This is a genomic window from Bradyrhizobium iriomotense (assembly GCF_018130765.1).
Lineage (GTDB): Bacteria > Pseudomonadota > Alphaproteobacteria > Rhizobiales > Xanthobacteraceae > Bradyrhizobium > Bradyrhizobium iriomotense_A.
Genome location: NZ_JAFCJZ010000008.1, coordinates 128,565 through 153,422 on the forward strand (window position 1 = coordinate 128,565; position 24,858 = coordinate 153,422).

23 protein-coding genes are annotated in these 24,858 nt (G+C 65.4%); 13 read left to right on the top strand and 10 right to left on the bottom strand.

All coding sequences use genetic code 11. The features are described 5' to 3' along the window. The first annotated feature begins 96 nt into the window (after positions 1 to 96). From JQ635_RS16215 to JQ635_RS16235, 5 genes are all read left to right on the top strand, one after another. Positions 97 to 1,062: a LysR family transcriptional regulator gene (locus tag JQ635_RS16215; protein WP_211410969.1), complete on the top strand. Its 966-nt coding sequence runs from the start codon at positions 97 to 99 to the stop codon at positions 1,060 to 1,062. A 58-nt stretch (positions 1,063 to 1,120) separates the two neighbouring features. Next, the gene (locus JQ635_RS16220; RefSeq protein ID WP_246583573.1) at positions 1,121 to 1,981 is read left to right on the top strand and encodes an AraC family transcriptional regulator; all 861 of its coding nucleotides are present in this window, start codon (positions 1,121 to 1,123) and stop codon (positions 1,979 to 1,981) included. Positions 1,982 to 2,086: 105 nt separating this feature from the next. Further along, complete coding sequence (locus tag JQ635_RS16225) at positions 2,087 to 2,776, top strand: O-methyltransferase (protein ID WP_211410840.1); 690 nt, start codon at positions 2,087 to 2,089, stop codon at positions 2,774 to 2,776. Between the two features lie 15 nt (positions 2,777 to 2,791). Then, entirely contained in the window at positions 2,792 to 3,547 is a 756-nt protein-coding gene (locus JQ635_RS16230) for a siderophore-interacting protein (RefSeq protein ID WP_246583574.1), read from the top strand. Positions 3,548 to 3,749: 202 nt separating this feature from the next. Further along, the gene (locus JQ635_RS16235; protein ID WP_211410841.1) at positions 3,750 to 4,790 is read left to right on the top strand and encodes a Bug family tripartite tricarboxylate transporter substrate binding protein; all 1,041 of its coding nucleotides are present in this window, start codon (positions 3,750 to 3,752) and stop codon (positions 4,788 to 4,790) included. 27 nt (positions 4,791 to 4,817) lie between these two features. On the opposite strand, the gene hydA is transcribed toward JQ635_RS16235, so the two are convergent. From hydA to JQ635_RS16260, 5 genes are read right to left on the bottom strand one after another with little or no spacing between them, the layout of a single operon-like run. Then, complete coding sequence (gene hydA, locus JQ635_RS16240; RefSeq protein ID WP_211410842.1) at positions 4,818 to 6,227, bottom strand: dihydropyrimidinase; 1,410 nt, start codon at positions 6,225 to 6,227, stop codon at positions 4,818 to 4,820. 11 nt (positions 6,228 to 6,238) lie between these two features. Further along, entirely contained in the window at positions 6,239 to 6,970 is a 732-nt protein-coding gene (locus JQ635_RS16245) for a maleate cis-trans isomerase family protein (RefSeq protein ID WP_211410843.1), read from the bottom strand. A 9-nt stretch (positions 6,971 to 6,979) separates the two neighbouring features. Further along, entirely contained in the window at positions 6,980 to 7,756 is a 777-nt protein-coding gene (locus JQ635_RS16250) for an ABC transporter ATP-binding protein (RefSeq protein ID WP_211410844.1), read from the bottom strand. After that, positions 7,756 to 8,607, bottom strand: a complete 852-nt coding sequence (locus JQ635_RS16255) for an ABC transporter permease (protein WP_211410845.1) — start codon at positions 8,605 to 8,607, stop codon at positions 7,756 to 7,758. Before JQ635_RS16255 ends, JQ635_RS16250 begins: the two co-directional genes overlap by 1 nt. Continuing rightward, positions 8,591 to 9,595 carry an ABC transporter substrate-binding protein gene (locus JQ635_RS16260; protein WP_211410846.1) on the bottom strand — a complete coding sequence of 335 codons (1,005 nt, stop codon included), beginning with the start codon at positions 9,593 to 9,595 and terminating at the stop codon, positions 8,591 to 8,593. Before JQ635_RS16260 ends, JQ635_RS16255 begins: the two co-directional genes overlap by 17 nt. 199 nt (positions 9,596 to 9,794) lie before the next feature. Between JQ635_RS16260 and JQ635_RS16265 the strand changes: the two genes are divergently transcribed. After that, positions 9,795 to 10,505 carry a GntR family transcriptional regulator gene (locus tag JQ635_RS16265; RefSeq protein WP_211410850.1) on the top strand — a complete coding sequence of 237 codons (711 nt, stop codon included), beginning with the start codon at positions 9,795 to 9,797 and terminating at the stop codon, positions 10,503 to 10,505. Between the two features lie 2 nt (positions 10,506 to 10,507). Continuing rightward, the gene (locus tag JQ635_RS16270) at positions 10,508 to 11,257 is read left to right on the top strand and encodes an aspartate/glutamate racemase family protein (RefSeq protein ID WP_211410851.1); all 750 of its coding nucleotides are present in this window, start codon (positions 10,508 to 10,510) and stop codon (positions 11,255 to 11,257) included. Here JQ635_RS16270 and JQ635_RS16275 read toward each other — a convergent pair. Then, positions 11,254 to 12,645, bottom strand: coding sequence for an amidase (locus JQ635_RS16275; protein ID WP_211410852.1), 1,392 nt, complete (start codon positions 12,643 to 12,645; stop codon positions 11,254 to 11,256). The genes JQ635_RS16270 and JQ635_RS16275 overlap by 4 nt on opposite strands. A gap of 88 nt (positions 12,646 to 12,733) precedes the next feature. On the opposite strand from JQ635_RS16275, the gene JQ635_RS16280 reads away from it, so the two are divergent. The 4 genes from JQ635_RS16280 (at position 12,734) to JQ635_RS16295 (ending at position 16,829) form a co-directional block, all read left to right on the top strand. After that, positions 12,734 to 13,828 (top strand): ABC transporter ATP-binding protein, encoded by a 1,095-nt coding sequence (locus JQ635_RS16280; protein ID WP_211410853.1) that lies wholly within the window; start codon positions 12,734 to 12,736, stop codon positions 13,826 to 13,828. 30 nt (positions 13,829 to 13,858) lie between these two features. Continuing rightward, entirely contained in the window at positions 13,859 to 14,905 is a 1,047-nt protein-coding gene (locus JQ635_RS16285) for an ABC transporter substrate-binding protein (protein WP_211410854.1), read from the top strand. Between the two features lie 245 nt (positions 14,906 to 15,150). Continuing rightward, positions 15,151 to 16,014 (top strand): ABC transporter permease, encoded by an 864-nt coding sequence (locus tag JQ635_RS16290; RefSeq protein WP_211410855.1) that lies wholly within the window; start codon positions 15,151 to 15,153, stop codon positions 16,012 to 16,014. Further along, positions 16,014 to 16,829: an ABC transporter permease gene (locus JQ635_RS16295; protein ID WP_211401018.1), complete on the top strand. Its 816-nt coding sequence runs from the start codon at positions 16,014 to 16,016 to the stop codon at positions 16,827 to 16,829. Before JQ635_RS16290 ends, JQ635_RS16295 begins: the two co-directional genes overlap by 1 nt. 231 nt (positions 16,830 to 17,060) lie before the next feature. Here JQ635_RS16295 and JQ635_RS16300 read toward each other — a convergent pair whose 3' ends face one another. Then, positions 17,061 to 17,396, bottom strand: coding sequence for a hydroxyisourate hydrolase (locus JQ635_RS16300; RefSeq protein WP_211410856.1), 336 nt, complete (start codon positions 17,394 to 17,396; stop codon positions 17,061 to 17,063). A gap of 26 nt (positions 17,397 to 17,422) precedes the next feature. Between JQ635_RS16300 and JQ635_RS16305 the strand changes: the two genes are divergently transcribed. Further along, complete coding sequence (locus tag JQ635_RS16305) at positions 17,423 to 18,619, top strand: MFS transporter (protein WP_211410857.1); 1,197 nt, start codon at positions 17,423 to 17,425, stop codon at positions 18,617 to 18,619. Further along, the gene (locus tag JQ635_RS16310) at positions 18,600 to 19,964 is read left to right on the top strand and encodes an amidase (RefSeq protein WP_211410858.1); all 1,365 of its coding nucleotides are present in this window, start codon (positions 18,600 to 18,602) and stop codon (positions 19,962 to 19,964) included. The genes JQ635_RS16305 and JQ635_RS16310 overlap by 20 nt, the downstream gene beginning before the upstream one ends. 210 nt (positions 19,965 to 20,174) lie before the next feature. On the opposite strand, the gene JQ635_RS16315 is transcribed toward JQ635_RS16310, so the two are convergent. The 3 genes from JQ635_RS16315 to JQ635_RS16325 form a co-directional block, all read right to left on the bottom strand. After that, complete coding sequence (locus tag JQ635_RS16315; RefSeq protein WP_211410859.1) at positions 20,175 to 20,699, bottom strand: hypothetical protein; 525 nt, start codon at positions 20,697 to 20,699, stop codon at positions 20,175 to 20,177. Positions 20,700 to 21,030: 331 nt separating this feature from the next. Further along, complete coding sequence (locus JQ635_RS16320) at positions 21,031 to 22,452, bottom strand: PepSY domain-containing protein (protein WP_211410860.1); 1,422 nt, start codon at positions 22,450 to 22,452, stop codon at positions 21,031 to 21,033. A gap of 12 nt (positions 22,453 to 22,464) precedes the next feature. Continuing rightward, positions 22,465 to 24,813: a TonB-dependent receptor gene (locus JQ635_RS16325; RefSeq protein WP_211410861.1), complete on the bottom strand. Its 2,349-nt coding sequence runs from the start codon at positions 24,811 to 24,813 to the stop codon at positions 22,465 to 22,467. Between the last annotated feature and the right edge of the window lie 45 nt (positions 24,814 to 24,858).

The window sequence follows — 24,858 nt, forward strand, 5'->3', positions numbered from 1 at the left end:
TCACCACAAATAATGATTGATTATATAATCGATCATCAGAGATGATTGCCGGCGAGGAGATCAGCGACTAAGGACACGCCCGTGGAACTCAGGCAGATGCAATATTTCCTGTGCCTGGCGGAGGAAAAGAACGTCACCCGCGCCGCGCGCCAGCTCAACATCGTGCAGCCGGCGCTGAGCATGCAGATCGCCAAGCTCGAGGCCGAGCTCGGCCAAAAGCTGTTCGACCGCAGCGTCCAGGGCATGACGCTGACCAGCGCCGGCGAGGCCCTGGTGCGGCTGACAGCACCGATCGTGCGCGACGCCGAATATGCACGGCAGGAGATGGCGCAGCTCGGCGGGCGCATCTCGGGCCGCGTCTCGGTCGGCCTCATCACGTCCGTGGCGCAAAGCACGATGGCGAGGTCGTCGGCGACCGTCGCCAGCCGCTATCCCGAGATCACGCTGTCGGTCTGCGAGGGCTATACCGAGACGCTGGTCGACTGGGTCAACACCGGCCAGCTTGACTTCGCCCTGATCAACGTGCCGCGCCGCAAGACGGCGCTGGCCGCGCATCAAATCATGGACGAGGAGATGGTGTTCGCCTGCCGCAAGGACGGCCCGATCAAGCCGCCTGCAAAACTGCGTTTCGACCACATCGCGAATGTCGACCTCGTGCTACCGTCGAAGCGCCACGGCCTGCGCCTGATCCTCGACGAGCACGCCGCCGCACTCGGCATCGACCTGCGCCCGCGCCTGGAGCTCGACACCCTGCCCGCGCTCTGCGACGTGATCGCGACCACCGATTTCGCAACCGTGCTGCCGACCATCGCACTTCGGCAATCGCTAGCCAGCGGCACCATCCGGGCGCATCGCTTCGACACGCAGCGGATCGTGCGCTCGATCGCCTGGGTGCATCACCCCAGGCGTGCGGTGTCGGTCGCGGCCAAGGCCGTGCTTGACGTCATCAGCGACGATCTTGCGCAGGCCGCAGCCGTTGCGAGCGAATTCGTGGAGCCTGCCTCGCGTGGCGCGACCTCACTTTCCCGCAAGCGTCCAAAGCGGCGGAGGCGAGCGGATTAGAACCGATCGAGATTCAGGCCAGCAGCGTTGAAAGTCGCACTGGCTGGCCAGATATTGGTTGGGTCCAGTCCATCGCATCCGGATCGATCATTCGCCCACCATGCCCTTCTTCCGGCTCAACGACGGCGACCTTCGCCCCGATGACTCCATCGATTTCAACCCGGAGGACGTGCCGCGCCCCATCGCGGCGTTCGGCGGCGAGATCGTCACGAAGGGGACGGAGGTGGCGATGCATGCGCATCGCAAGGACGAGCTTGTCCTGTCCTTGCGCGGCGTCGTCAGGCTGGAGGCCGGGCAAGGCATCTGGATCGTGCCGCCGCGCTGCGCGGTGTGGATTCCCGGCGATGTTCCACACAGCGTGACCGTCGCCGGAAATGTCGAGGTCCATTGCCTGTTCCTCGAGCCGGATGCGGCGCCGACCCTGCCCCGACAATGCTGCGCATTGACGATCTCTCCACTGCTGGAGCGTCTGCTCGTGCACGCCACGCATATGCCGGCGCTGTACGACGTCCACGGCGCCGACGGCCGCATCGCCACCGTGCTGCTCGACCAGCTGTCAGCGGCACCCGTCGAAGAGCTGCGCTTCCCGATGCCTGTAGACATCAGGCTGCGACGGATCGCCAGCGCGATGATGGAAGATCCATCCGATCGCGCGACGATCGACGATTGGGGCCGGCGCATCGCCGTCGCGCCACGCACCCTCACCCGTATCCTGCAGCGTGAGACCGGCATGAGTTTCGGCCGCTGGCGGCAGCAGCTTCACATTCTCATCGCGCTTCAGCGCCTCGACCAGGGCGCCTCGGTCCAGGCCGTGGCGCTCGATCTCGGCTACGAGGGCGCAAGCGCCTTCGTCACCATGTTCCGCAAGGCGCTGGGCAAGCCGCCAGCGCGATATCTGGCGGACCGCCGCGCACACTGACCGAAAATCGCAATCGATTGTCCCATTCGCGGAATGCGCAGCGTGGGACGATCTCGTATTCAGACTCCGAAGCGCCGGTGGGCGCGTTGCAAGGGAGCTGGATACATGGATTCGATCAGCACAGGCCTCGTCGCGGACGTCCTTCATCGTCTTCATCAGGAAGCGGAGAGCGCCGACGCGCCGCTGATGCAGGCCTTCGTGGATGAGGGCACGAGTCGCGAAGAGATGATCAGCCAGGCCATCGCGGCCGAGAGCCACGATCTCAATGAAGTCTACCAGCGATACGCGAACAATTTCCTCAGCGTCTCACCCCGGTTCGGCCGCTTCCTCTATATATGTGCGCGCGCCTGCAAGGCGAAGTGCATCGTCGAGTTCGGCTCGTCGATGGGGATTTCGGCGATCTACATGGCGGCGGCCCTGCGCGACATGGGCGGCGGCCGCCTGATCGGGACCGATCTCGCGCCTGGCAAGATCGAGCGCGCACGGGCGAACGTCGCGGCCGCTGATCTCGCCGACCTCGTCGAGTTCAGGCTCGGCGATGCCCGCGAAACGCTCAGCGCAGGCCTTGGCGAGATCGACATGGTCATGCTCGACGGCGCCTTCACGCTCTATCTCCCTATTCTTAAACTACTGGAGCCGCAGCTCAAGCCCGGCGCACTCATCGTCGGCGAGAACGCGATCGAGGAGGCCTCCGGCTATATCGACTACGTCAGAGATCCTCAAAATGGCTACCTCTCGCTGTCGCTGCCGTTCGATCCCGACCGCGGCAATGAACTCACGATCAAGACCAGATAGTGCGGGAGCCAAGCCTTGAACGAGTCCGGCCAAGCCCCGCACATCTTCGAACCATCGCAGGTCCCGCAAGGCCGCGTCACACGGATGTTGCTGCGATGGCTGATGCGCCCTGCGCGCGTCGTGACCGTCGAGACGCTGTCGCCGGACTTTCGGCTCATCGAGCTCGAAGGCGAAGCCCTTAGGGATCTCGCCTGGACCGCGGGACAAAAGATCCAGGTCGCGATGGGCGCGGGCCTCAGCGCGCGCACCTATACGCCGATGTCGTGGGACATCGGCCGCGGCAGAACACGACTCCTTGCTTTTGCGCATGGCGACGGTCCCGGCGCCCGATGGGCCAGCGGCTTGCGCGAAGGCGATACCTGCCAGTTCTTCGGGCCACGCCGCTCGCTCGATCTCGCCGGCCTTGAGGCACCTGTCGTCCTGTTCGGCGACGAGACCTCGTTCGGCCTTGCGGCGGCCATGCGCGACAATCTGCAGGCCGGCGGCGCACTCCACATGTTCGAAGCCACTGATGTCGTGGAATCCCGGCAGGTGCTGGATGCCGTCAGCTTAAGCGAGGCGCGATTGATCGCGCGCAGTGGCGGCGACGCCCATCTCGCGGAGATCGAGGCGGAAATGCTGCGGCTTGCTGCAAACGGAGCGCAATTCGTGTTGACCGGCAAGGCCTCCTCGATCCAGCGCATCAGCCGCGCCCTGAAAGCGGCTAGCGTTGCGTCATCGCGGATCAAGGCAAAGGCCTATTGGGCGCCTGATAAGACCGGACTGGATTAAGCCTCGTCTCACTCGGACAAGATGTCGCGCCCGCAGCAGAATGAGACGGGTTGGTAAGTTTTGAGACGAGCAGGCATGACGCTCGCATTCGCGAACTAACTACGATCCAGGTGCAGAAAATCGCGACCTGGCTTCATCCCGACTCCTGTCCCGGACGATCCCAGGGCTCGCATAAAGAGACAGTCGGGAGATCCAGTCCGAGATGGCACGGTTCGGTCGCAGCAAGAACACGGACAGCACAACTGGGCATGCTGACGGTTTTCATCCCGACCGGAGGTCGCTACTCGCGCTCGGCGGTGGTGCCCTGCTCGCCGCCACAGGACTGCGGGCTGCACACGCGCAGGACTATCCGGCCCGGCCGGTGCAGGTGCTCGTGCCCTTTGCCGGCGGCAGCGCCAGCGACGTGATCACACGCATTCTGCTCAACCGGATGTCTACGTCGCTGGGACAGGCCCTTGTGGTCGACAACCGCCCCGGCGCCGGCGGCAATATCGGCACCGCGGCTGCGGCGCATGCGGCCCCTGATGGCTACACCCTGCTGATGAGCACCTCCGGCCCGCTGGCCGCGAACAAGTCGCTCTACAAGGAGCTTCCCTACAATCCGCTCAGGGATCTCGCCCCGATCGGCCTGTTCGCCACGATGCCCAATGTCATCGTCATCAATTCGAAGCTGCCGCCGAAATCGCTGGCCGAGCTGATCGACTATGCCAAGGGGCACCCGCGCGAGCTGAACTACGGCACGGTCGGTGTCGGCTCGTCGCAGCATCTGTCGGCGGCCTATTTCGAGCAGCTCACGGGCACCGAGCTTACGCACGTTCCCTACCGCAACATCGCCGCCTACACGCCTGATTTCATCGCAGGCCAGGTGCCGCTGGGATTCCAGCTGCTGCCGAACGTCCTCGGCCTGATCAAGAGCGGCGATGCACGCCCGCTCGCGGTGGCCAGCGACAAGCGCATGACGGCGCTGCCGGATGTGCCGACCGCCGCCGAGGCCGGCCTCAAGAATTACGAGAGCGCGGCGTGGCTTGCGCTGCTTGCGCCGGCGAATACCGACAAGGCCGTAATCGACAAGCTCTACAAGGCGATGATCGAAGCCGTGAACGATCCGAAGGTGCGCGCCCTTTTCGTCGAGCAGGGCGCCGAACCGTTGGTGATGGACCCCAAAGGCCTGACGGATTACATGACTTCCGAGACCACCAAATGGGCGGGGATCATCAAGAAGATCGGCATCGAGCCGATGTGAACAGTCACATTGGCTCGATATGACTGATTACACCAGGCTCGACTTGCCGCGGCTCAGCACTTCGCCCGCGCCCTTGTCGCCGACGATCTTGCCATGCTCGTACACCACGCGGCCCCGCGCGATAGTGGTGACGGGCCAGCCGGTGACATCAAAACCTTCCCACGGCGTGTAATCCGCCCCGTGGTGCAGATCGGCCTGCTGGATTTTCTTCCTCAGCTTCGGATCCCACAGCACGACATCGGCATCGAAGCCGACGCCGATCGAGCCCTTGCGCGGATAGAGGCCGTAGATGCGGGCGTGGTTGGTCGCGGTGAGCTCGACGAACTTTTGCAAGGTGATGCGCCCCTTCGAGACGCCTTCCGAGAACAGGATCGGCAGCCGCGTCTCGACACCGGGAATGCCGTTCGGCACCCAGCGGAATGAGGTGCGCGCATTCGGCGTCAGCTTGCCCTTGGGATCGTCGTAGCGGAACGGACAGTGGTCGGACGAGAAGGTCTGGAACACGCCTGTCGTGATGCCCTCCCATATCGCCTGCTGGCTCTCGACATCGCGCGGCGGCGGCGAGCAGACATACTTCGCGCCAGTGATGTCCATGTTGAGGCCCTTCATGTCGTCGGCCGTCAGCGTGATGTACTGCGGACAGGTTTCCGCATGCACCGGCAATCCGCGCTGCTGGGCCCAGCGCACCTGCTCCATCGCCTCGCGGCCGGAGACGTGCACGATCATGATGGGAACGCCGATCACCTCGGCATGGCTGATAGCGCGGTGCGTCGCCTCGCGCTCGACGGCCTGGGGCCGCGAGGTGCCGTGATAATAGGGCGCGATGTGGCCTTCGCGCTCCAGCTTGCTGGTGAGGAAGCGGATGGCGTCGTAGCCCTCGCAATGGACCATCACCAGCGCTTCCTCGCGGCGCGCGACCTCGAACACTTCGAGCAGCTGCTTGTCGCTGAGCACGAGGTCGTCATAGGTCATGAACACCTTGAACGAGGTGTAGCCGTCCTTGACCAGGGCCGGCAGCTCCTGCCCGAGCACCACCGCGGTCGGATCGGAGATGATGAGGTGGAAGGCCGTGTCGATGTAGCACTCGCCTTCGGCGAGCTTGCGATAGTTCTCGACGCAGGTCCGCAGCGACGTGCCCTTCTCCTGCAGAGCGAAGGGCAGCACCATGGTGTTGCCGCCGGCCGCCGCCGCGCGCGTCGCCGAGGCGAAGTCGTCGGCCATCACCACGTCGGGGCCCGAAGCTTGCGAGATGTGGACGTGGCTGTCGATGCCGCCCGGCAGCGCCAGCAGCCCCGTCGCGTCAATCTCGCGCGCCGCGCCCTCGATGCGCTCGGCGATGCTCACGATGCGTCCGTCGCGAATGCCGATATCGGCGCGAAACTCGTCGCTGGCCGTCACGATGGTGCCGCCGCGAATGGCGAGATCGAGCTGGGTCACTGATGTCTCCGTCACTTGATGACCGCTGATGTCTGGAAGATCCGGCCCCACTGCGCAAGGGCCTTGATGTCGCCGCCGGCGAGTTCGAGCGTCCGCCACAGCGTGACCGCAACCGAATCGAGCACGGCGATGTCAAGCTCTCGCTCCAGCGTGGCCGCAAGCGCCGCACCATCGAGATTGGTGCAGAGGATGACGACCGCATCGGCGCCATCAGTTGCGACCGCACGGATCATGTCCGCAATCGTCGAAGGCTCGACCTCGCCAAAAGAGAAATTGTCGCGCAGGCCAAGGTGCCGCTCGGCATGCGGGGCGACGCCCTCCTCTGCCCAAACGTCGCCGATCCGCCGCTGCACGTCGTCAGTGTAGGGCGAGACGAGGCCGACGCGCCTTGCGCCGAGCGCGCGGGCGGCATCGATGCAGGCGAGCGTCGACGTCGTCGCCGGCACACCGGTGCGTGCCGTGATCGCCTCGCACAAGCTGCGGTCGCGGCCGATGCCGAGCCAGCTTGCGGAGGTGCCATTCCAGGCGATGGCATCGACCTTGGCATCTGCCAGCAGATCCGCCGCGGGCAGCATCACTGAAGCATCGAACTGGCTCAGCGCGGCGGCATCGAGCGCGATCTCGGTGACGCGAAAGCGCGAGAAATGCGCGGTGACGCCGGAGACGCCCTCCAGCATGGCGCTGGTGACGGGCTCCAGCACCGAGTTGGAGGACGGCGTGATCATGCCGAGACGCTTGCGCATGGCTCTACTCTACGACGCCTGCGCAAGCCGCGTCGACTCCTCCCGGATCAGGGTGAGGACATGGCGCTTGGCGTCGTTGAACTCCGGGCTGGTGATATCGCGCGGGCGCGGCAGGTCGAAATTGACGGCCTCGCGGATCCGGCCGGGGCGCCTCGTCATCACCACGATCTTGTTGCCGAGCACCAATGCCTCGTCGACGCTGTGGGTGACGAACACGATGGTGCAGCGGCGTTTCTGCCAGATCGCGACCAGTTCCTCCTGCATTTCGAGCTTGGTCTGGGCATCGAGTGCCGCAAACGGCTCGTCCATCAGGATGACGCTCGGGTTCATCAGCAGCGCCCGGGCGATGCCGACGCGCTGGTTCATGCCGCCCGACATCTCGGAGGGATGATGGTGCTCGAAGCCGCGCAAGCCGACGAGATCGATGAACTCCATGGCGCGGTCGTAGCGCTCGGCCTTGGCGACACCCTTGAGCTTGAGGTGGAAGGCAATGTTGTCGATCGCCGTCAGCCACGGCATCAGGGTCGGCTGCTGGAACACCACGCCGCGGTCCGAGCCCGGCCGCTCCACCTGCTTGCCGTCGACCAGCGTCCGCCCGCTCGTCGCCTGCTCGAAACCGGCGATGATGTTCAGCAGTGTCGACTTGCCGCAACCGGAGGGACCGAGCAGGCAGACGAAATCATTGGCCTCGATGTCGAGATTGATGTTGTCCAGCGTCAGCAGGTCGCAACCGCGGCGCTTGTCGGAAAACACTTTTACGATGTTGCGAAGCTCGATTGCCGCCATCAGCCCGCCCTGCCCTGCACGGTGGTGGTCTGCTGCCAGCGCAGCGTGCGCGCCATGATCGCTTTCAGCCCGAGGTCGGAGAGATAACCGAGCAGCCCGATCGAGATCATCGCAGCGAGCACGATGTCGTAGCGCAGGAAGTAATAGGAATCCCACAAGACGTAGCCGAGGCCGCTCTTCACCGCGACCATCTCGGCCGTGACCGTCAGCATCCAAGCCGAGCCGACCGCAATGCGCAAGCCTGCAAAGATCGAGGGCAGCGCCGCCGGCAGCACGATGTCGGTCAGCATCTGCCGCCCATTGGCGCCCATCATCGCGCCGGCGCGCACGAGATTGTGGTCCACGGTCTTGACGCCGTGGATGCTGTTCATCAGCACGGGAAAGAAGGCGCCGAGGAAGACCAGGAAGATCGCCGGCTTGTCGGCGATGCCGAACCAGATGATGGCGAGCGGAATCCAGGACACCGGCGGAATCGGGCGCAGCATCTGCAGCGTCGGCTCCAGCGTCTTCTCGAACAGGCGCGACCAGCCGATCGCGACCCCCGCGAGGATGCCGAGGAAACTGGCCAGCGCAAAGCCGCCGAACACGCGCAAGGCACTTGCGACCGCATCGCGCAGCCAGTGCCCGGAATAGGTCTGCGTGGTCTCGTCGAAGCCGAACACCCAGTCGCCGAGCGCATGCAGCACTGCACTCGGCGCCGGCAGCAGCGCCGGCGGAAGCATGCCGCTACGGGCAAAGGCCTCCCAGCCCGCGATCAGCAGCGCGGGCACGACGAGGCGTTCGAGCCCCTGGAACGCCCGCGTCAGCCGAAACGCCGGCCTTGCGGGCGAAACGTCAGTAACCGAGGTCATTCTTGGTTTTTCCCGTGGCCTGCTCCAGGAACGAATAGTCCATGTTCTTCTCCGCTTCCGCGGAGACGTCCTTCGAGATGTATTTGAGGTCACGCATCATCGCGGCGATCGCCAGCGTCTGCGAGCGATGGATCGCGGGATCTGGCGAGGCATTCTTCAGCGCCTCGGTCGCCACATTCTTGTCGAGGCCGGTGAGCTTGTTGATGACCTCGATCCACGGCCCCTTGTCGGCGATCAGCTTGTTGTCGAGCTCGACCACGGCGCTGACGACGCCCTGGACGCCGGCGCGCTGGCTCGCGATCACGTCGGAACGGGTGACGATCAGATTCGTGAGATTTCCGGCAGCCTGCTCATACGGCAGCACAAAATGCTTGCCGGCGCCGGCGAGCCGGATTTGCGAGGCAAACGGCTCGACCGAGCAGATCATGTCGACCTCGCCGCGCTGGAGCGCTGCGAGATGGTCGGACGGATTGGGAATGTTGATGAACTGGATGTCCTTGTTGGGATCGACGCCCTGCTTGAGGAACGCGCCGCGCATGTGAATGTCCTGCGCATTGCCGCGGGAGGCCGCGACCTTGAGCGGCTGACCGTCGCTCTTCGCCTTCGCGACGGTGGTCTTGAACGTGGCCCAGTCCTCAGGTGGAAGGCTCAGCTTCGCGGAGGAGAGACATTCCGAGCCGCCGTTGATCTGGCCGGAGACGGCGACGACGTCAAAGCCTTTGTCGAGCGCGGTGATGTAGTGGAGATAGGTGACCTGCGCGACGTCGATGCTCTTCGACACCAGGGCGGTCAGCACGTCATTGCCCGAGTTGAAGCCGGTGGCCTCGACCTCGACGCCCTTGGCCATGCCCGGGATCAGCGACATCGGCAGGCAGTGCGCGCATTTGGCGTAGCCGAGCTTGATCTTCGCGGTCTGGGCGGAAGCAAGATCGCCGCCGCCGAACATCGCCGCCATCATCACGAGGCCCAGTCGCAAACCCGTCCGCATCGCTTACTCCGTTTCGAAGGGCGCGAGATCTCGCGCGTCGGAGACGATCATCCGTCGCTCTTCGCGAGAGCGCAATCCGGTTTTTGCATGCTGCATACAATTTACGCGCTATGCCATTGTTTTCAGCGAGATACGTCGGTATTTTGGGCAAGCCAAAGGGCCGGAAACGGCTAAGATCAACGTGAGAAGTGAGGCACGCGTGCAGCCAAAATCGGAAGCGCCGAAGGGACGAAAGTCGCCCAAACTCAAGCGGATGGGCCTGCATGAGCGCGCGGCCGCGCGCATGCGGACGATGATCATTCGCGGCGAGCTGCCGCCGGGTTCGCAGACCCAGGAAACAAAACTGTCGAAGGAACTCGGCGTGTCGCGCACCCCGTTGCGCGAGGCCATGAAGGTGCTCGCCGCCGAAGGGTTGATCGAGCTCCGCCCCAACCGCAGCCCGCGAATTGCCGATATCGCGGTCGAGGACATCTCGGAATTGTTCGAGGCTCTCGCCGGCATTGAGCGGCTTGCCGCCGAGCTCGCCGCGGAGCGCGCCACCGAGCGCGACCTCGCCCGCCTGCGCACGCTTCAGACCCGGATGGAAGGTCATCACCGCAACGGCAAGCTCGACGACTATTTCGCCATCAACGGCGAGATCCACAACACCATCGTCCGCATGGCCCGCAACACGCCGCTGCGCGAGGCGCACGAGACGCTGATCTCCCGCGCCGAGCGCGCGCGTTATCTCGCGCTCGGCGCCGACAGGCGCTGGAGCAATTCGGTCGACGAGCACGCCGATATCCTCGCCGCGCTGGAAGCGCGCGACGGTGAAGCGGCCGGCCGCCTGCTCGGCGCCCATGTCGCCCGGACCGGCACCGCGCTGCTCGAAGTCCTCGCCACCTCTCAAGCCAAGCGGACGGCGGCGTAATCATGAAGCTGCTGCTGCTCAACCCGAACACCAGCAAAGAGGTCACGCAGTTGATGCTGGGTGTCGGGCAGCGGGCGGCCTCACCAGGCACCGAGCTGATCCCCTGCACCGCGACCCGCGGCGTGCCCTATATCGCGACGCGCACGGAGGCGCAGATCGGCGGCGCCATCGCGCTGGAGATGCTGGCCGAGCAGCATCGCAACATCGACGCCGCGATCATCGCGGCGTTCGGCGATCCCGGCCTGTTCGCCGCGCGCGAGACCTTCGACATTCCCGTGGTCGGCATGGCGGAAGCGGCGATGCTGACCGCCTGCATGGCCGGTCGCCGCTTTGCCATCGTCACCTTCGCGCAGGCGCTGGGGCCCTGGTACGAGGAATGCGTCCGCGCCCACGGGCTGTGGGAGCGCTGCGCCGGCATCCGCATGCTCGATACGCCGTTTCAGGCGATCTCCGAGGTCGGCACCGAGAAGGAGGATGTGCTGGTCGAACTCGCCCAGCGCGCCATCGTCGAGGACGAGGCCGATGTGCTGATTTTTGCCGGCGCCCCGCTCTCGGGCCTCGCCGAGCGCGTCGCGGACCGGATCCCCGTCCCTGTGGTCGATCAGGTCATCGCCTCGGTGAAGCAGGCCGAGGCGCTTGTCGCGCTGCGCCTGCGCAAGGCGACGGCGGGAACGTTCCGCCGGCCCGCAGCAAAGCCCACAATTGGTCTTGCCGACGCGCTTGCCGCGCGGCTCGAGCATCGCGACAGCTAGGGGAGCTTCGGCCGGCGATGCGAAAAGCCCAGTTCGTTTTCGATGATACGGCCGAAGGCAAACAAGCGGGATTCGCATCCCGGTGGCGCGATGATCTGGATACCGAACGGCAGCTCGTTCTCCCCTCGCCGCGCCGGCAAGGTCAGCACCGGGAAACCGACCAGCGACACGATGAAGGTGACGGCGAGATAGTCGATCGGCGTCTCCAGCGCCGCGCCGTCGATTGCGGTGACGTCAGCGATCTCATTCGGCCAAGGCAAGACCGACGCGGCGGGCGCGACCAGGAAATCGGCACGGCTGAACAGTTCGCGAAAGCTGCGATAGATGGCGGTGCTGCGCCGTTCGGCGTTGAGATAATCCTCGGCGGAGAGCTTTGCGCCCGCCTCGATATTCCAGATCACGGTGGGCATGAGTTCGTCTCGGCGCATCCTCAGCAGTTCGCCGTAAGCGTTGGCGATGTGTGCGGCACGCAGCGTGCGGAAACTTTCGATGGCGCCGCCGCAATCAGGCGAGGACGACACCAGATCGGCAACACCACCCAAAGCCTCGCAGGCCGCAGCGAAGCGCGCACGGACATCGCGCGCAACTGGCGCAACGCCGAAGTCGGGCGTGACGGCGATGCGGGGCCGTCCGGCGAGCGGTCGCTGATCGTCGGCGACGCCAGCCGAGACCGGATCATTTGCGTCGCCCCCAGCACCTACCGACAACACGAGTTCGAGGTCCTCGACTCCGCGCGCGAGGAAACCGTGCGTCGCCAGCATGTCCCAGCCGAGCGGACGGCGCGGCGATGCAATGCGGCCTGGTGTCGGCCGGATCGAGGCGACGTCGCAGAAGCTGGCGGGCGTGCGCACCGAGCCGCCGAAATCGGTGCCGTGGGCCAGCGGCACCATGCCGGCCGCGACCGCGACGGCAGAGCCGCCGGAGGATCCGCCGGAGGTGAGCGCGGGATCAAACGGATTGCGTGTCGGGCCGCACAATCTGTTGGTGCAGACCGCACCGAAGCCGAACTCCGGCGTGTTGGTCTTGCCGAGAATGATTGCGCCGGCGCGCCGCAGCAGCGCCACGACGAGATCATCCTCGGCGGGGACGTGATCACGGAACAGCACCGAGCCGTAAGTCGTCGCAAGTCCCGCAGTGTCGGTGAGGTCCTTGATCGCGATCGGCACGCCATGCAGCGGGCCGATCGGCGCAGAGGCCGCATCGCAGATCTGCGCGGCATGGCGGGCGCCGTCCGCATCGACCGTCACGAATGCCGCCAATCGGCTATCGAGGCTCGCAATCCGCGCCAGATGCGCTTCGACGGCCTCGCACGAGGACACTTCGCCCCTCGCAATGGCGCGCGCAAGCCCCATAGCCGTGAGGTCGCATATCGATCGATCCGATGTCATGGGGTCACCATGCCAAAACGCTCGCCGAAAAGCGACAGGCGCGGGCACGAGACTTGCTTTCTCCTCGGGGGTAACGGGAGGCAATACCATGGCTGATGCGCCAAGCGGACGATCGCTCGTCGTCGACGCGGTCACCCACCGGTATCCAAGTGGCGCGCTTGCGGTCGAGAACATCAATCTCGACATCAAGGGCGGCGAGATCATCGCCCTGCTCGGCCCGTCCGGCTGCGGCAAGACAACGCTCTTGCGCATCATCGCCGGCTTCATCGCGCAGACGCAAGGGAGGATCATCATCGGCGACGACATCGTCGATGCGCTGCCGCCGAACAAGCGCGCGGTCGGCATCGTGTTCCAGAACTACGCGCTGTTTCCGCACCTGTCGATCAGCGAGAACGTCGCCTATGGCCTCGCCGCCCGCGGCATCGACAAGGCCGCGCGCCAGCGCGAGGTGCAGCGCCTGTTGGAGCTGGTGCAGCTCCCGACCATGGCCGAACGGCTGCCGCGGCAGCTCTCCGGCGGCCAGCAGCAGCGCGTCGCGCTCGCCCGCGCGCTCGCGATCAAGCCGTCGATCCTGCTGCTCGACGAGCCCTTCGCCGCGCTCGACAAGAATTTGCGGCTGGACATGCAGATCGAGGTCAAGCGGCTGCAACGCGTCTCCGGCATCACCACGCTGATCGTGACGCACGACCAAGAAGAAGCGCTGTCGATGGCCGATCGTGTCGCCGTGCTGAGCCATGGCAAGCTCGAGCAGTTCGGCTCGCCGTCGGACGTCTACGACCGCCCGCAGACGCTGTTCGTCAACACCTTCGTCGGCTCCACCAACCGCATGCCCGGTGTCGTGGTCTCGGCGGACCGCACGGCTGCAAAGGTGCGGCTCGATGCCGGCGCGGAGATCATCGCACGTCCCGCGGGCGGCGCCCTCAGCGAAGGCGGCCGCGTCACCGTCTGCATCCGGCCCGAGCATCTGCAATTCGTCGGCGACGAGACCGGCTTTGCCGGCGTGGTCGGCATGTCGCTGCCGCTGGGCGCCACCGTCGTGCACGAAGTCACCACCGCCGACGGCTCCGGCGTAAAAGTCTCGCAGGCGCGCATCGGCGAGACGCGCGCGCTGGAGAACGGCGCTGCGGTGCGTCTCGCGCCGCTCGCCCCGTCGCTCGCCAACGCCTTTCCCGCAACGCTTTAGATCCAGTTTTTGTCCAGAGGGGAGTTCGACATGATCATGAACCGCAGAAGCCTGCTGACCACCGCGCTCACACTCGGCGCCATGAAGGCGTTTCCAGGCCTGAGCTACGCCCAGGCTCGCCCGCTGGTGTTTGCGACCTTCACCGGAAGCTGGGAGGAAGCGCACAAGGCCGTGCTGGTGCCGGCGTTCCGGAAAGCCAATGCGGATGCCGCGATAGTGCTCGACCCCATGCTGTCGGTCGACCAGATCGCCAAGGTCAACGCCGCCAAGGCCAATCCGCCGATCGACGTCATGCTGCACGATCCCGGCCCCGCCCTCGTCGCGGTCGGCCAGGATCTGGTCGAGCCCTATCCGGTCGAGAAGAGCGCCTACTACAAGGACCTGATCGCCGAGGCGCAGGAGCCGATGGGCCCTGCTCCGTTCTTCCAGGTCGTCGGCCTCACCTACAATCCCGAAGCCGTCAAGACGCCGCCGACCTCCTGGGCCGATCTCTGGAAGCCGGAGTTCAAGGGCCGCGTCGGCATCACCAATCTCAACTCGACCCTCGGCACCGGCTGGCTGGTCGAGATCGCCAAGATGCGCGGCGGCTCGGAAGTCAATGTCGATCCCGGCTTCAAGGCGCTTGAGGAGCTCAAGCCGAACCTCGCGGCCGTCGCCGCCAATCCCGGCGCGCTCGCCACCCTGTTCCAGCAGGGCCAGATCGACATCTCGCCCGGCAATTTCAACGCCATCCAGATCCTGAAAGCGCGCGGCGTGCCGGTCGAGTTCGTGGCGCCGAAGGAAGGCGCCATCGCCTTCAAGACCACGATCCACATCGTCAAGAACTCGCCGAACCGCGAGCTCGCCTTCAAGCTGATCGAGGCGGCGCTGACGCCGGAGGTGCAGACCACGTTGATGAACCCGCCCTATCTGATCGTGCCGACCAATTCCAAGGTGACGATGGGCGGCGAGATCGCGCGCGTACTGGCCAAGGACACCGCCGAACTGAAGAAGAAGTTCGTGTTCCAGGACTGGAAGAAGATCAACGAGCAGCGCTCGGCCTGGATCGAGCGCTTCAACCGCGAGATCAAGATCTAAAATGGAAAGGCAGCAGGTTGAAGCGCAAGAGCAGCAACGGGCTCGCTCCGCCTCTCCCGCTTGCGGGAGAGGCCGGCACGCTCGCAGAGCGTGGCGGGTGAGGGTTCCTTCCTCTTGGGGATTGTCCCGTTGCGGAGACACCCTCTCCCCAACCCTCTCCCGCAAGCGGGAGAGGGAGCGCACCTCCGTCGTCGCCTCGATCAAGCCTAATCCCATCATGCTCTAGGACCTCGAAGGCACAAGTCATGGGCGCAGCACCGGCATCACGGGACGTGACGTCCTACGGAATGGGATTGGCAGCGCCGCTGGCGCTGTTCTTCCTGCTCTTCTTCGTCGCGCCGCTGCTGCAACTGCTCTGGCTCTCGCTGCACAACGACACGGCCGGGCTCCAATGGGGGCTCGGCCAGTACCTGCACTTCCTCACCGATCCCTTCAGCCTCGGCGTGCTCGGCTCGACATTGCTGCTTGGCGCCGAGGTGACCGCCGTCTGTCTCGTGCTCGGCTTTCCAATCGCCTGGCTGTATCAGCGGGTCGGGCCTAAGCTTCAGACCATCATCATCCTGATCGTGCTGCTGCCGCTTCTGACCAGCGTCGTGGTGCGCACCTTCGCCTGGATCGTTATCCTCGGACGCCAGGGCATCATCAACGCGACGCTGCAATCGCTCGGCATCATCGATACGCCGCTCAAACTGCTCTACACCCAGTTCGGCGTGGTGATCGCGCTGGCGCAGGTGCAGATGCCGCTGATGACATTGCCGCTGATCACCGCGCTCGGCCGCATCGATCCCAATCTCGACGATGCCTCCTGCTCGCTCGGCGCCGGAAGCTGGCGCACCTTCTTCCGCATCGTGCTGCCGCTGTCGCTGCCTGGCATCATCGCCGGCTGCACGCTGACCTATGCCGCCGCGATCACCGCCTTCATCACCCAGTCGCTGGTCGGCGGCGGACAGATGCTGTTCATGCCGATGTATCTCTACCAGCAGGCCTCGACGCTGCAGAACTGGCCGTTTGCGGCCGCGATCTCGATCATCTTCCTGCTCGCCGTGCTCGCGGTCGTCTCGGTCTTCACCACGCTCGGCCGCATGTCGCGCGGCTATGGAGGCGCATGATGAGCGGCCGCAAGCGCACTCTTGAAGCCATCAGCTTCGAGCTCGTCATGACCGTGATCGCCGTGATCGCGCTTGTCATCATCATCGCGCCTTCGCTGGTGGTTCTGATCGTCTCCTTCACCAGCGGCTTCTCGCTGCGCTTCCCGCCGCCCGGCTATTCGCTGCGCTGGTACGCCGAGCTGTGGAATGCCTGGCAGCTGCATTTCGCGGCCAAGAACAGCCTGATCGTGGCGCTGTGGGCAACTGGCCTGTCCGTCGCCCTCGGCGTCGCCGCGGCGCTCGCGATCTCGCGGTCGCAGGCCTTGTCGGCACGGCTGCTCGATTCCCTCTTCATGTCGCCGCTGGTGCTGCCGGCGCTGGCCTTTGGTCTTGCCGCGCTGATGCTGTTCTCGCTGGTGGGCCTGCCGGTGTCACCGCTGACGCTGGTGATCGGCCACACCGTGGTCTGCGTGCCCTATGTCGTGCGCAACACGGTCGCGGCACTCGCCCAGCTCGAGCCGACCCTGCTCGAAAGCTCGGCCGTGCTGGGCGCGAGCCGCCTCTACACCTTCCGCAGGATCGTGCTGCCGCTGATCCGGCCCGGCATCATCGCGGGCGCCTTCATCGCCTTCATGTCGTCCTTCGACAACGTGCCGGTGTCGCTGTTCCTGCGCGACGCCGCGACCGACATGCTGCCGATCCGGATGTGGCAGGACCTCGAAGGCAAGCTGGATGTCACCATCGCGGCCCTGTCAGGCGTGCTGATCATTGCCACCGTCGCGCTGGTCGCGGTCATGGAGCGTGTCACCGGCCTGTCGCGGCGGTTGACGAACTAAGATGAGCCCCGCCTATCTCCCCAGTGGAAGTGCGTTCCCTCCCCCTTGCGGGGGAGGGTTAGGGAGAGGGGTGGCTCTGCAAAAGGTGCCGATTGATACATTGCGTGTGGGTACGCAACCGAAAGAGTCCCCGTGTGGCACCCCCCTCCCTGCCCCTCCCCCGCAAGGGGGGAGGGAACGGAGAGAGCAGCGCCAGCGGCCGAACTCGATTCGACTTGAAGCCATCGCGCTTCAGGCGCCGCGAAACAGCGAATAGCCCCAGCGCGTGAATTTCAGCGGCAGATGGAAATGCTCGTCAACGTTCTTGATGCGGAAGCGGAACGGCGTCACGGTCAGGAAGCCGTCGTGCTCGCCAAAGAATTCGCCGAGATGAAACAGCACCTCGTACTCGCCCGCCGTCACACCGGCGCCTTGCGCAACGGAATGATCGAGCACGCCGTTGGCGCCGAGCCGTCCGTCGGCGATGCGCTGGGAATCCGGATCGATCCGCCAGATTTCGACGCGCAGCCCCTGCGCCGGACGCCCGCTCGCCACATCGACCGCGTGAATGGAAACGCCGCCTGCCACAATGTTCCTCCCGTGAACACACCGCCATGGTAGACGGAAACACGGCCGTTCGGCCAGCACCCGCGTTGCTGCCGGCCCTGGGGGCGATGACCGCGCTTCAGGCCCTCGTCGCGCTGGCCTTGTTCGCGCCCGGCGTGGTCGCGCCGCGCGCCCATATCGAGGTCTGGCAGCTCTCGATGTTTTCCTGCGCGGTGTTCGCGGTCGGCATTCCCGCCTCGTTCTGGGGCGGCGGCCTCATCGCGCGGGTCGGCTCGCTGCGGATCGCAAGCCTCTGCGCGGCGGCCATCGTCGTCGGTATGGTACTGGCTTCGCTCGGATCAAGCGCCGCTCTGCTCGCCGCAGGCCTCTGCCTCGGCCTTGCCATGGGGCCCGAGACGCCGGCGAGCGCGGCGCTGCTGGCGCGGCTCGTCACCGCCGAGCGCCGCGCCTTCGTGTTCTCGGTGCGCCAGACCGGCAACCAGATCGGCGCGGTCTGCGGCTCGCTGGCCCTGCCCGCGATCGCCATCGCGTTCGGGCCGGCCTGGTGCTATGCGGCCGTTGCTGCCCTGGCGCTGCTGGCGATCGCGCTGTTCGAGCGACTGCGGCCGGCCTACGCCGGCAAGCTCGTGCCGCCCCCAAAACTCGATCTCCGCGCGCGGCTGGCGCTGGTGACGGCGGACCGGCGCATCGCGATGCTGGCGCTGGCCTCGATGCCATTCAGCGCGATGCAGGTGTCGCTCAATACGGTGTTCGTCACGCTCGGCACCCGCGAGCTCGGCCTCAGCCATATCGAGGCCGGCATGGCGCTCGCCTGCGCGCAAGCCGGCGGCCTCATCGGCCGGCTCGGCTGGGGCTACGTCGCCATGCGCCTCGACGCTTCTCGCGCGGTGCTCGTCGTCATCGGCCTCGGCATGGCCTTCTGCGCCGCGCTGCTCGGCCTCGATGGCGGATCGCTCAGCCGCACCTGGCAGTTCACAGTTGCGGCGTTGTTTGGCCTGACGGCGTCGGGATGGAACGGCGTCTTCATCGCCGAGATCGCCCGCCTCGCCCCGCAGGACCGGATCGGCGAGACCACCGGCGCGGTGCTGACCGCGTCCTATGCCGGCCTCTTGGCGGCGCCGGCCGTGGTGTCGATCCTGGACGGCGTGGCCGGGCTCGGCGCGGCGTTCTTCGCCTTGGCGTGCCTCGCCCTCTGCGGCACAGTGGCGCTGATCTGGGGAGGCCATGACAAAGCCAGCACATAGCGCCCGCGAGATCGCGGCCGACGTCGCGGCCGGACGGACGAGCGCCGTCGAAACCGCGAAGGCCGCGCTGGCGCGGATCGAAGCGGCCAAGGCCTTGAACGCGGTCGTCACGATCGATCCCGAACGCACGCTCGCCGATGCCGCAGCGATCGACGATCGCCTGCGCGCCGGCGAGACCATGCCGCTCGCCGGCGTCCCCGTCATCGTCAAGGACAACATCTGGGTCGGCGGCTGGCGCGTGACGCAGGGCTCGCGCCTGTTTGCCGATTTCATCGCGCCACGCGATGCCATTGCGGTCGAGCGCCTGCGCAAGGCCGGTGCTGTCATCGTCGGCATCGGTGCGACGTCCGAGTTCGCCAGCAAGGGCGTCACCACATCTCAGCTGTTCGGGCCAACGCGCCATCCGCTCGATCCCGCGTTGACGCCCGGTGGCTCATCAGGCGGCCCGGCCGCCGCGGTTGCGGCCGGCCTCGTGCCGCTCGCGATCGGCACCGATGCGGGCGGCTCGAGCCGCAGGCCGCCGGCCCATGTCGGCGTCGCCGGTTTCAAGCCGTCCTATGGCGCGATCCCCTATGGACCCGGCTTCGCCGAACCGTTCTTCGGCCTCTCCGTGATCGCACCGATCGCAGCCGATGTCGCCGACATCGCGCTGGCCTTCGAGGCCATGGCCGGCGTCGATCTGCGCGATCCGGACTCGGCTGGCATCGCACGAGACGCCACAGATATCGCCAGCCTTCGTATCGCCTTCTCACCGCGGCTCGGGCTCGACGTCGCGGTCGATGACGTCGTTGCCAACGGGCTCGTTTCCGTCATCGCCCGTCTCTCCGCCACCGGCCTCAACATCACCCAGCGCGATCCCGTCTGGCCGGCCGGCGCGACCGAAGAGGCGATCATGCCGCTCCAGCATGCCGGTCTCGCTGCGCTCTATGGCGACGCCTTCCGCAAGGATCCGACTGTCTTCGATCCCGACATCGCGAGGCAAATCGAGCGAGGGCTGTCGTGGTCGGGCCCCGACGTTGCAGGCGCGCTGATCGCGAGCGCCGCGATCGCCAATGCCTTCGCGGCCTTCTTCAACGAGGTCGATCTGCTGCTCACGCCGACCGTCCCCTGTGTCGCCTGGCCGTACACCCAGCTCGGACCCGACACGATCGGTGGCCGCGCGGCGAGCCCGCGCGCGCACGCCGTGTTCACGCCGTTCGTCAATCACGCCCGCCTGCCGGCGATCTCGCTTCCCTGCGGGCGAGATGCAAACGGGCTTCCGTTCGGCCTCCAGATCATCGCCCGGCGCGGCCAGGACCGCACGCTGCTGCGTGCCGTACGGCAGATCGAGGTGCAGTTGGCTTGATGGCAATCCATCCATAATCGGCGAGTTCGTCGCGCACGATTCAAGCCCCCAGTTTGGAAGCTTGAATCACACGGGTCTGGCCAGACGCAACGCTTCCGGGCAGGCTCCGGTTGGACGCTTACGAGGTAGAAGCGGATATCAGCCGGCCGACAATCTACGCTGAAACCGTCGAAAATGACCCGAAGCAGACATTGTCGGGCGGCCCGTCGGTCATTGATTGTCGCCAGATTTAGTTTGCGTGGCTGCTATCAACATACGCTCCACCAGGCCGTCGAACTCGAACTTCCCGATAGAATCGGTCGCAGCAAGCTCATCGTAAGACTTCTTGTATTTGCCCCACCAACCACGACGTATTGCTTCATGGTGAAGGACGCGCGCAGCAGCTTCGACCGCTTCTGCCGTCGGCGCTTCAATCAACGCAACCGCGGATTTGCCGGCGCGCTCTCTCGTGAGCTGACTGTTTGCAGGAAGTGCGAGCTCTAATAGAAGCTCCCTTAGAGCGACGTCTGAATTGTAGTCGATGTCGCTGCGAGACACGATCAATTTGGCCCAGCGTTCGACGTCATGACGGTTCAAGTCGCCGTCGCAATAACGACGAAGGATCGACGCCACATGCCTTCGCTCGAGGATAAGCAAAGGGACGCTGTCCCGCTCAAAACGGTCGAGGGTGAGCAAGATCTCGTCCAATGGCTTTTTTAGCTCAAGCAGCTCGTGCAGTGTTGATTTTCTGTCCATCCGGAAACGCCGGGCTTTGGGCCAATGATCCAGTTGTAGCAGCCAAGGTTCCCAATGTCAGCTTCTGGCCCATCGCGACATACTGCGCTGCCCCACGAACTTGGTCGCTATTGGAGCAACGCGGACGTAGTCACCAGTTACATGATGCCGCCGGGTTTATAGGTAGGCGGCCTCGCTTTCGGCAACGCGACCATTTCGGAATAATAGCAATATACCCCTGTTTTGCCCGACAGGTCAAATCGCGGCGATGCCTGCGTAAGCCGTTGATTCCATTATGGCCGGCTACTGTGCATGGGGTTGTTTTCGCACTTTTTGTTTGTCGGGCTTCAATCTAGCCGGCAAATGAGAAACGCAGCCGCCGCCAGCCGATGACAATTCCGGTGATCGAGAACACCAGCCCGAGCGCGCAGAGACCGACGATCAGCGCATCGCGCAGGCGCGGATACGCCATGAGGATTGGAAAATCGAGCGTGTGGAGCGCGCTGTAGAACCAGCGATAGGCCCGCCGCGACGCATCCAGCCTTTGCAGCACACGGCCATCGGCACTGTCGATGTCGAACCAGAGATCACCGCATCGCGAGCGGTAGACGGGCGTTCCGTCCACGGTGGATTGCGCGGGATAATCGTCGTTACCCGCGAGGCTGGACGGCGCGTCGCAGCCGGTCGCAAGCTTCACCATCAAGCTCCCGATCGCCTGCGCGCCGAGGCCCTCCGACCCTCCACCATCCGGCCGGAGCACGACCTGCTTGTCGAGACCAGTCCGCTCGCGCCGATAGACTTTGCCGTCAAAGGCAAACCATTCCACTTCACGGGCCGAGGGCGATAGCAGCTTCCGGTCCGGCGACGGGGCGGTCGTCCAGTCCGGCGAAGCATCGATCACGCCGGCTTCGGCCGACGTCAGTTGCCCGCGCGAGAACAGTCGACCGTGATCCATGGAAAGCCATCCGCTGAAGATCCAGGTCAGCACGAAGACGGTCGCCGCGAGGCCAATGATGTGATGCAGCGCGTGCCAGCCGCGATACGGCGACGAGGGCCGGCGTCCCCGCAACTTCACACGCACGATGCCGAGCACTGCACCCAGCAGGGCGGCAATCAGCGCCAGCAGCGACAGCGTCCAGACCACGCCGTCCCACAGCGCCCAATTGCTCCTGAGCACCGTCGGATAGATCCAGTGCAGAACGCTGCCGGCGAGATTCCAGCCGCGCTCGTTTCGCGTCGTATCCAGCACGACCTCGCCGGTGCGTGACGAGACGTAGACCTCCGTTTCGACCGCATCGCCAAGGGCCACGCGAAACAAGGGCCGGTGGCGGTCAAAGCCGTTCGGCACACTCCATTGGTCGTAGTCCGCGTGCGCAACGACCGCCGCATGCGCGGCATCGAGCCCGCGCTGACGCGCATGAGCCTGCGCGATGGCGAGCGCGACCTCGGGCGACCGCACCGACGCATCCTGCCCGTCCGTCGCGCGAACCACGCGCAGGCGCGAGGGCCCCGACACGACGTAGACCGGCCCATCGCTCCGCTGAAGCAACCGCAGGCGTGTAGCATCGGCGATCCCGCTCGCGGCCACCGCATCGGCAACACTGATCCGCACCTCGCCGCTATCCACCGGCGCAAGACCGCCAACCCGCTCCGCTTCCATCAGCGACGGAAACGGAACGAAGTGCATCACGATCCCCGTCGCGAACCACATCGCGAACAGGAGGCAGAACGCGATCCCGAGCCAGCGATGCGAGAGGACGATCGCACTCATCATGCGGTCAGCGCCCTACCATTTGAACGCCGCCGAGATCTCGTAGGTGCGCGGCGCGCCCAGGAGGATCTGGTCGGGATAGAACGGATCGCCCCAGATCGCGTAGCGCTTGTCGGTGAAGTTGCGCACGCGGAAGGTCAGGCGCGCCTGGTCGACGGCATTGAAGACGGTCTTCGGGATATCGACGAAGGCGTAGACGTCGCCGACCGTGTAGGCGTTCATCGTCACCGTGTTGGCGTCGGTGTTGTAGCGATCGCCGATGTGCCGGCCGACGATGCCGAGCTCCACTGGCCACGGCGTGAAGAACCGGTACGACGCACCGGCATTCGCGACGATGCGCGGCACGTTCGGCGGCGTGTTGCCCGAGAACGAGCCGCCGACGAAATTGTAGTCGGCGTAGCGCGCATCGACATAGGCGATGTTGCCCCACAGCCGCAAAGGCTCGATCGGCCGCACCGCGGCGGCGAGCTCGACACCCTTCGATTCCTGCCGCCCGGCGATGTTGAGCGCCTGCCCGCCGGCCGCCGCATAGACGTTCTTGCGCAGGATGTCGTAGGCCGAGAACGACCACTCCGCCCGGTTGTCCCAGAACAGATGCTTGACGCCCGTCTCGTAGATGCGCGACGTCGTCAGGTCGAGCGGCTGGGTCGGCAACAGCAGGAAGATGTTGTTGGCGGACACGTCGGCACCGGTGGCGTACTGGCTGAAGAAGGTCAGGCCGGGCACGGCATCCCAGGTGTAGCCGATGCGTCCCGTCACGGGCGCCCAGTCTTTGGTGTATGGAAAACCCGCCTTCTCCAGCCCGGTCTTGTCGGTCCAATTGCGATCGAGCCCGATATGCTCGACGCGGAGACCACCGATCAGCGCAAAGGTCTGGGTCAGCTTCAGCCGGTCCTCAAACGACAGCGCTTCGTTGTCGATCCGTGCGGTCTGCCGCTGGATCTCGAGCGAGCCGTAATAGCCGCGGGGTGGATCGACCAGCGGAACGTAGTCCCAAGGGAAGTTCGCCGCACCCGGTCTGACGAAATCGAGGTAGCTTGACGACAGTGTCGTGACCAGGCGGTTATCGAGACCGGCAATGTTCGTGTCCCAGATCAGGTCGGTGATGTTGCCGACCAAGCGCTGGCTATGCGCGACATGGAAGCGTTCGCGATACACTTGGTTGTTCGTGGAATCGAACGCCTCGATCTCGTTGTTGAACCACGTCCGCTCAGCACCATAACCATAGGCCTGACTCTTCAGCGTCAGGTCCGGCGCCAGCTTCAGCTCGAAGCCGCCGCGCAGCCAGACTTCCTGCCCCACGTTGCGGTTGTCGAGAACGTTGTAATTGGTGTTGAAGGTGCGGTCGTCGATCGTGACGGCCCCGAGGTCGGTCCTGTTGAAGTAGGTGCCCGACACAATCCCCGCCGTCGCGTGCGAACCGCTGAAGGCGACCGGCACCAGCGGCGCGCCCCAATAGGCCTTTCCGCGGTCCTCGCGGTACTCGATCGCGCCCCAGACCTTGAGACTGTCGGAGATGCGATAGTTGAGCTGCCCGGAGACATCGAGCGTCTTGGTATAGGTGTCGTCGACAAAACCGTTGAGCGAGGAGCGGCTGATGTCGAAGCGGTAGTCGAGTCCTTCTACGTTGGTGCTGCCGCCCGAGCCGTAATGCGCGCGGAACGAGTTCAGGGAATCGTACGAGAAATCCGCTTCGCTCCGGATCGCTCCGGTGTGCGGCTGCTTGGTGACCAAGTTGATCGAGCCGCCGGCGGCGCCCTCGCCCGAGATCAGCGAGGCCGGGCCCTTCAGGAATTCCACGGCCTCCAGGTTGGCCGTGTCCATGATCCGCGAGGTCATGTTCTGCGGGCCGATCTTGATGCCGTTGTAGAGCGTGTTGATCTGGCTGTTGGTGAAGCCGCGCATCGAGAAGCCCGCCGGCTCCCCCGGCGCATCGCCGGAGGTCACGCCGACCGCTCCTTGCGCCACCTCGGACACGGTGCGATAGCCCTGCTCGCGCATGGTCTCGGCCGAGATGACTTCCACGGTCGCTGGTATCTCCCGCACGGTCAGCCCGAGGCGCGAGGCGCTTTCGGCCACCACATTGGTGTTGAGCGGCGTCTGGGCCGCCGCAGCCGTCACCGAGGGCTTAGGCGCCGCGGATGCGGGCACCGGCCTGCGCGCTGCCGCGCGGCGCGCGCTCTGCGCCTCCGTTGCAGCCGGCTTGGCCGGCTTGCGGGATTGCGGTGGCGACACCTCCACGGGCGGCAGCGGTTCGCGGGCCTGCTGCGCCAGCGCGGCAGGCAGATCGAGCGCTACAAAAGATGTGAGCGCAGCGGAGGCGAGCAGAACGCTGCGCGGTTGTACGATACGGATGGAAGACACGGTTTTCGGACCTCGGTATGACGTTAGTGGCACGTCACAGCGAAC

What these genes read in the sequence shown, in the direction of transcription:
- JQ635_RS16245 (WP_211410843.1), bottom strand. Translation starts at nt 6,970, where the DNA reads ATGCGCAAGCGTCTCGGCATGATCACGCCGTCCTCCAACTCGGTGCTG.
- JQ635_RS16275 (WP_211410852.1), bottom strand. Translation starts at nt 12,645, where the DNA reads ATGACATCGGATCGATCGATATGCGACCTCACGGCTATGGGGCTTGCG.
- JQ635_RS16280 (WP_211410853.1), top strand. Translation starts at nt 12,734, where the DNA reads ATGGCTGATGCGCCAAGCGGACGATCGCTCGTCGTCGACGCGGTCACC.
- JQ635_RS16295 (WP_211401018.1), top strand. Translation starts at nt 16,014, where the DNA reads ATGAGCGGCCGCAAGCGCACTCTTGAAGCCATCAGCTTCGAGCTCGTC.
- JQ635_RS16250 (WP_211410844.1), bottom strand. Translation starts at nt 7,756, where the DNA reads ATGGCGGCAATCGAGCTTCGCAACATCGTAAAAGTGTTTTCCGACAAG.
- JQ635_RS16315 (WP_211410859.1), bottom strand. Translation starts at nt 20,699, where the DNA reads ATGGACAGAAAATCAACACTGCACGAGCTGCTTGAGCTAAAAAAGCCA.
- JQ635_RS16285 (WP_211410854.1), top strand. Translation starts at nt 13,859, where the DNA reads ATGATCATGAACCGCAGAAGCCTGCTGACCACCGCGCTCACACTCGGC.
- JQ635_RS16260 (WP_211410846.1), bottom strand. Translation starts at nt 9,595, where the DNA reads ATGCGGACGGGTTTGCGACTGGGCCTCGTGATGATGGCGGCGATGTTC.
- JQ635_RS16305 (WP_211410857.1), top strand. Translation starts at nt 17,423, where the DNA reads ATGGTAGACGGAAACACGGCCGTTCGGCCAGCACCCGCGTTGCTGCCG.
- JQ635_RS16235 (WP_211410841.1), top strand. Translation starts at nt 3,750, where the DNA reads ATGGCACGGTTCGGTCGCAGCAAGAACACGGACAGCACAACTGGGCAT.
- JQ635_RS16215 (WP_211410969.1), top strand. Translation starts at nt 97, where the DNA reads ATGCAATATTTCCTGTGCCTGGCGGAGGAAAAGAACGTCACCCGCGCC.
- JQ635_RS16310 (WP_211410858.1), top strand. Translation starts at nt 18,600, where the DNA reads ATGACAAAGCCAGCACATAGCGCCCGCGAGATCGCGGCCGACGTCGCG.
- JQ635_RS16255 (WP_211410845.1), bottom strand. Translation starts at nt 8,607, where the DNA reads ATGACCTCGGTTACTGACGTTTCGCCCGCAAGGCCGGCGTTTCGGCTG.
- JQ635_RS16290 (WP_211410855.1), top strand. Translation starts at nt 15,151, where the DNA reads ATGGGCGCAGCACCGGCATCACGGGACGTGACGTCCTACGGAATGGGA.
- JQ635_RS16225 (WP_211410840.1), top strand. Translation starts at nt 2,087, where the DNA reads ATGGATTCGATCAGCACAGGCCTCGTCGCGGACGTCCTTCATCGTCTT.
- JQ635_RS16320 (WP_211410860.1), bottom strand. Translation starts at nt 22,452, where the DNA reads ATGATGAGTGCGATCGTCCTCTCGCATCGCTGGCTCGGGATCGCGTTC.
- JQ635_RS16270 (WP_211410851.1), top strand. Translation starts at nt 10,508, where the DNA reads ATGAAGCTGCTGCTGCTCAACCCGAACACCAGCAAAGAGGTCACGCAG.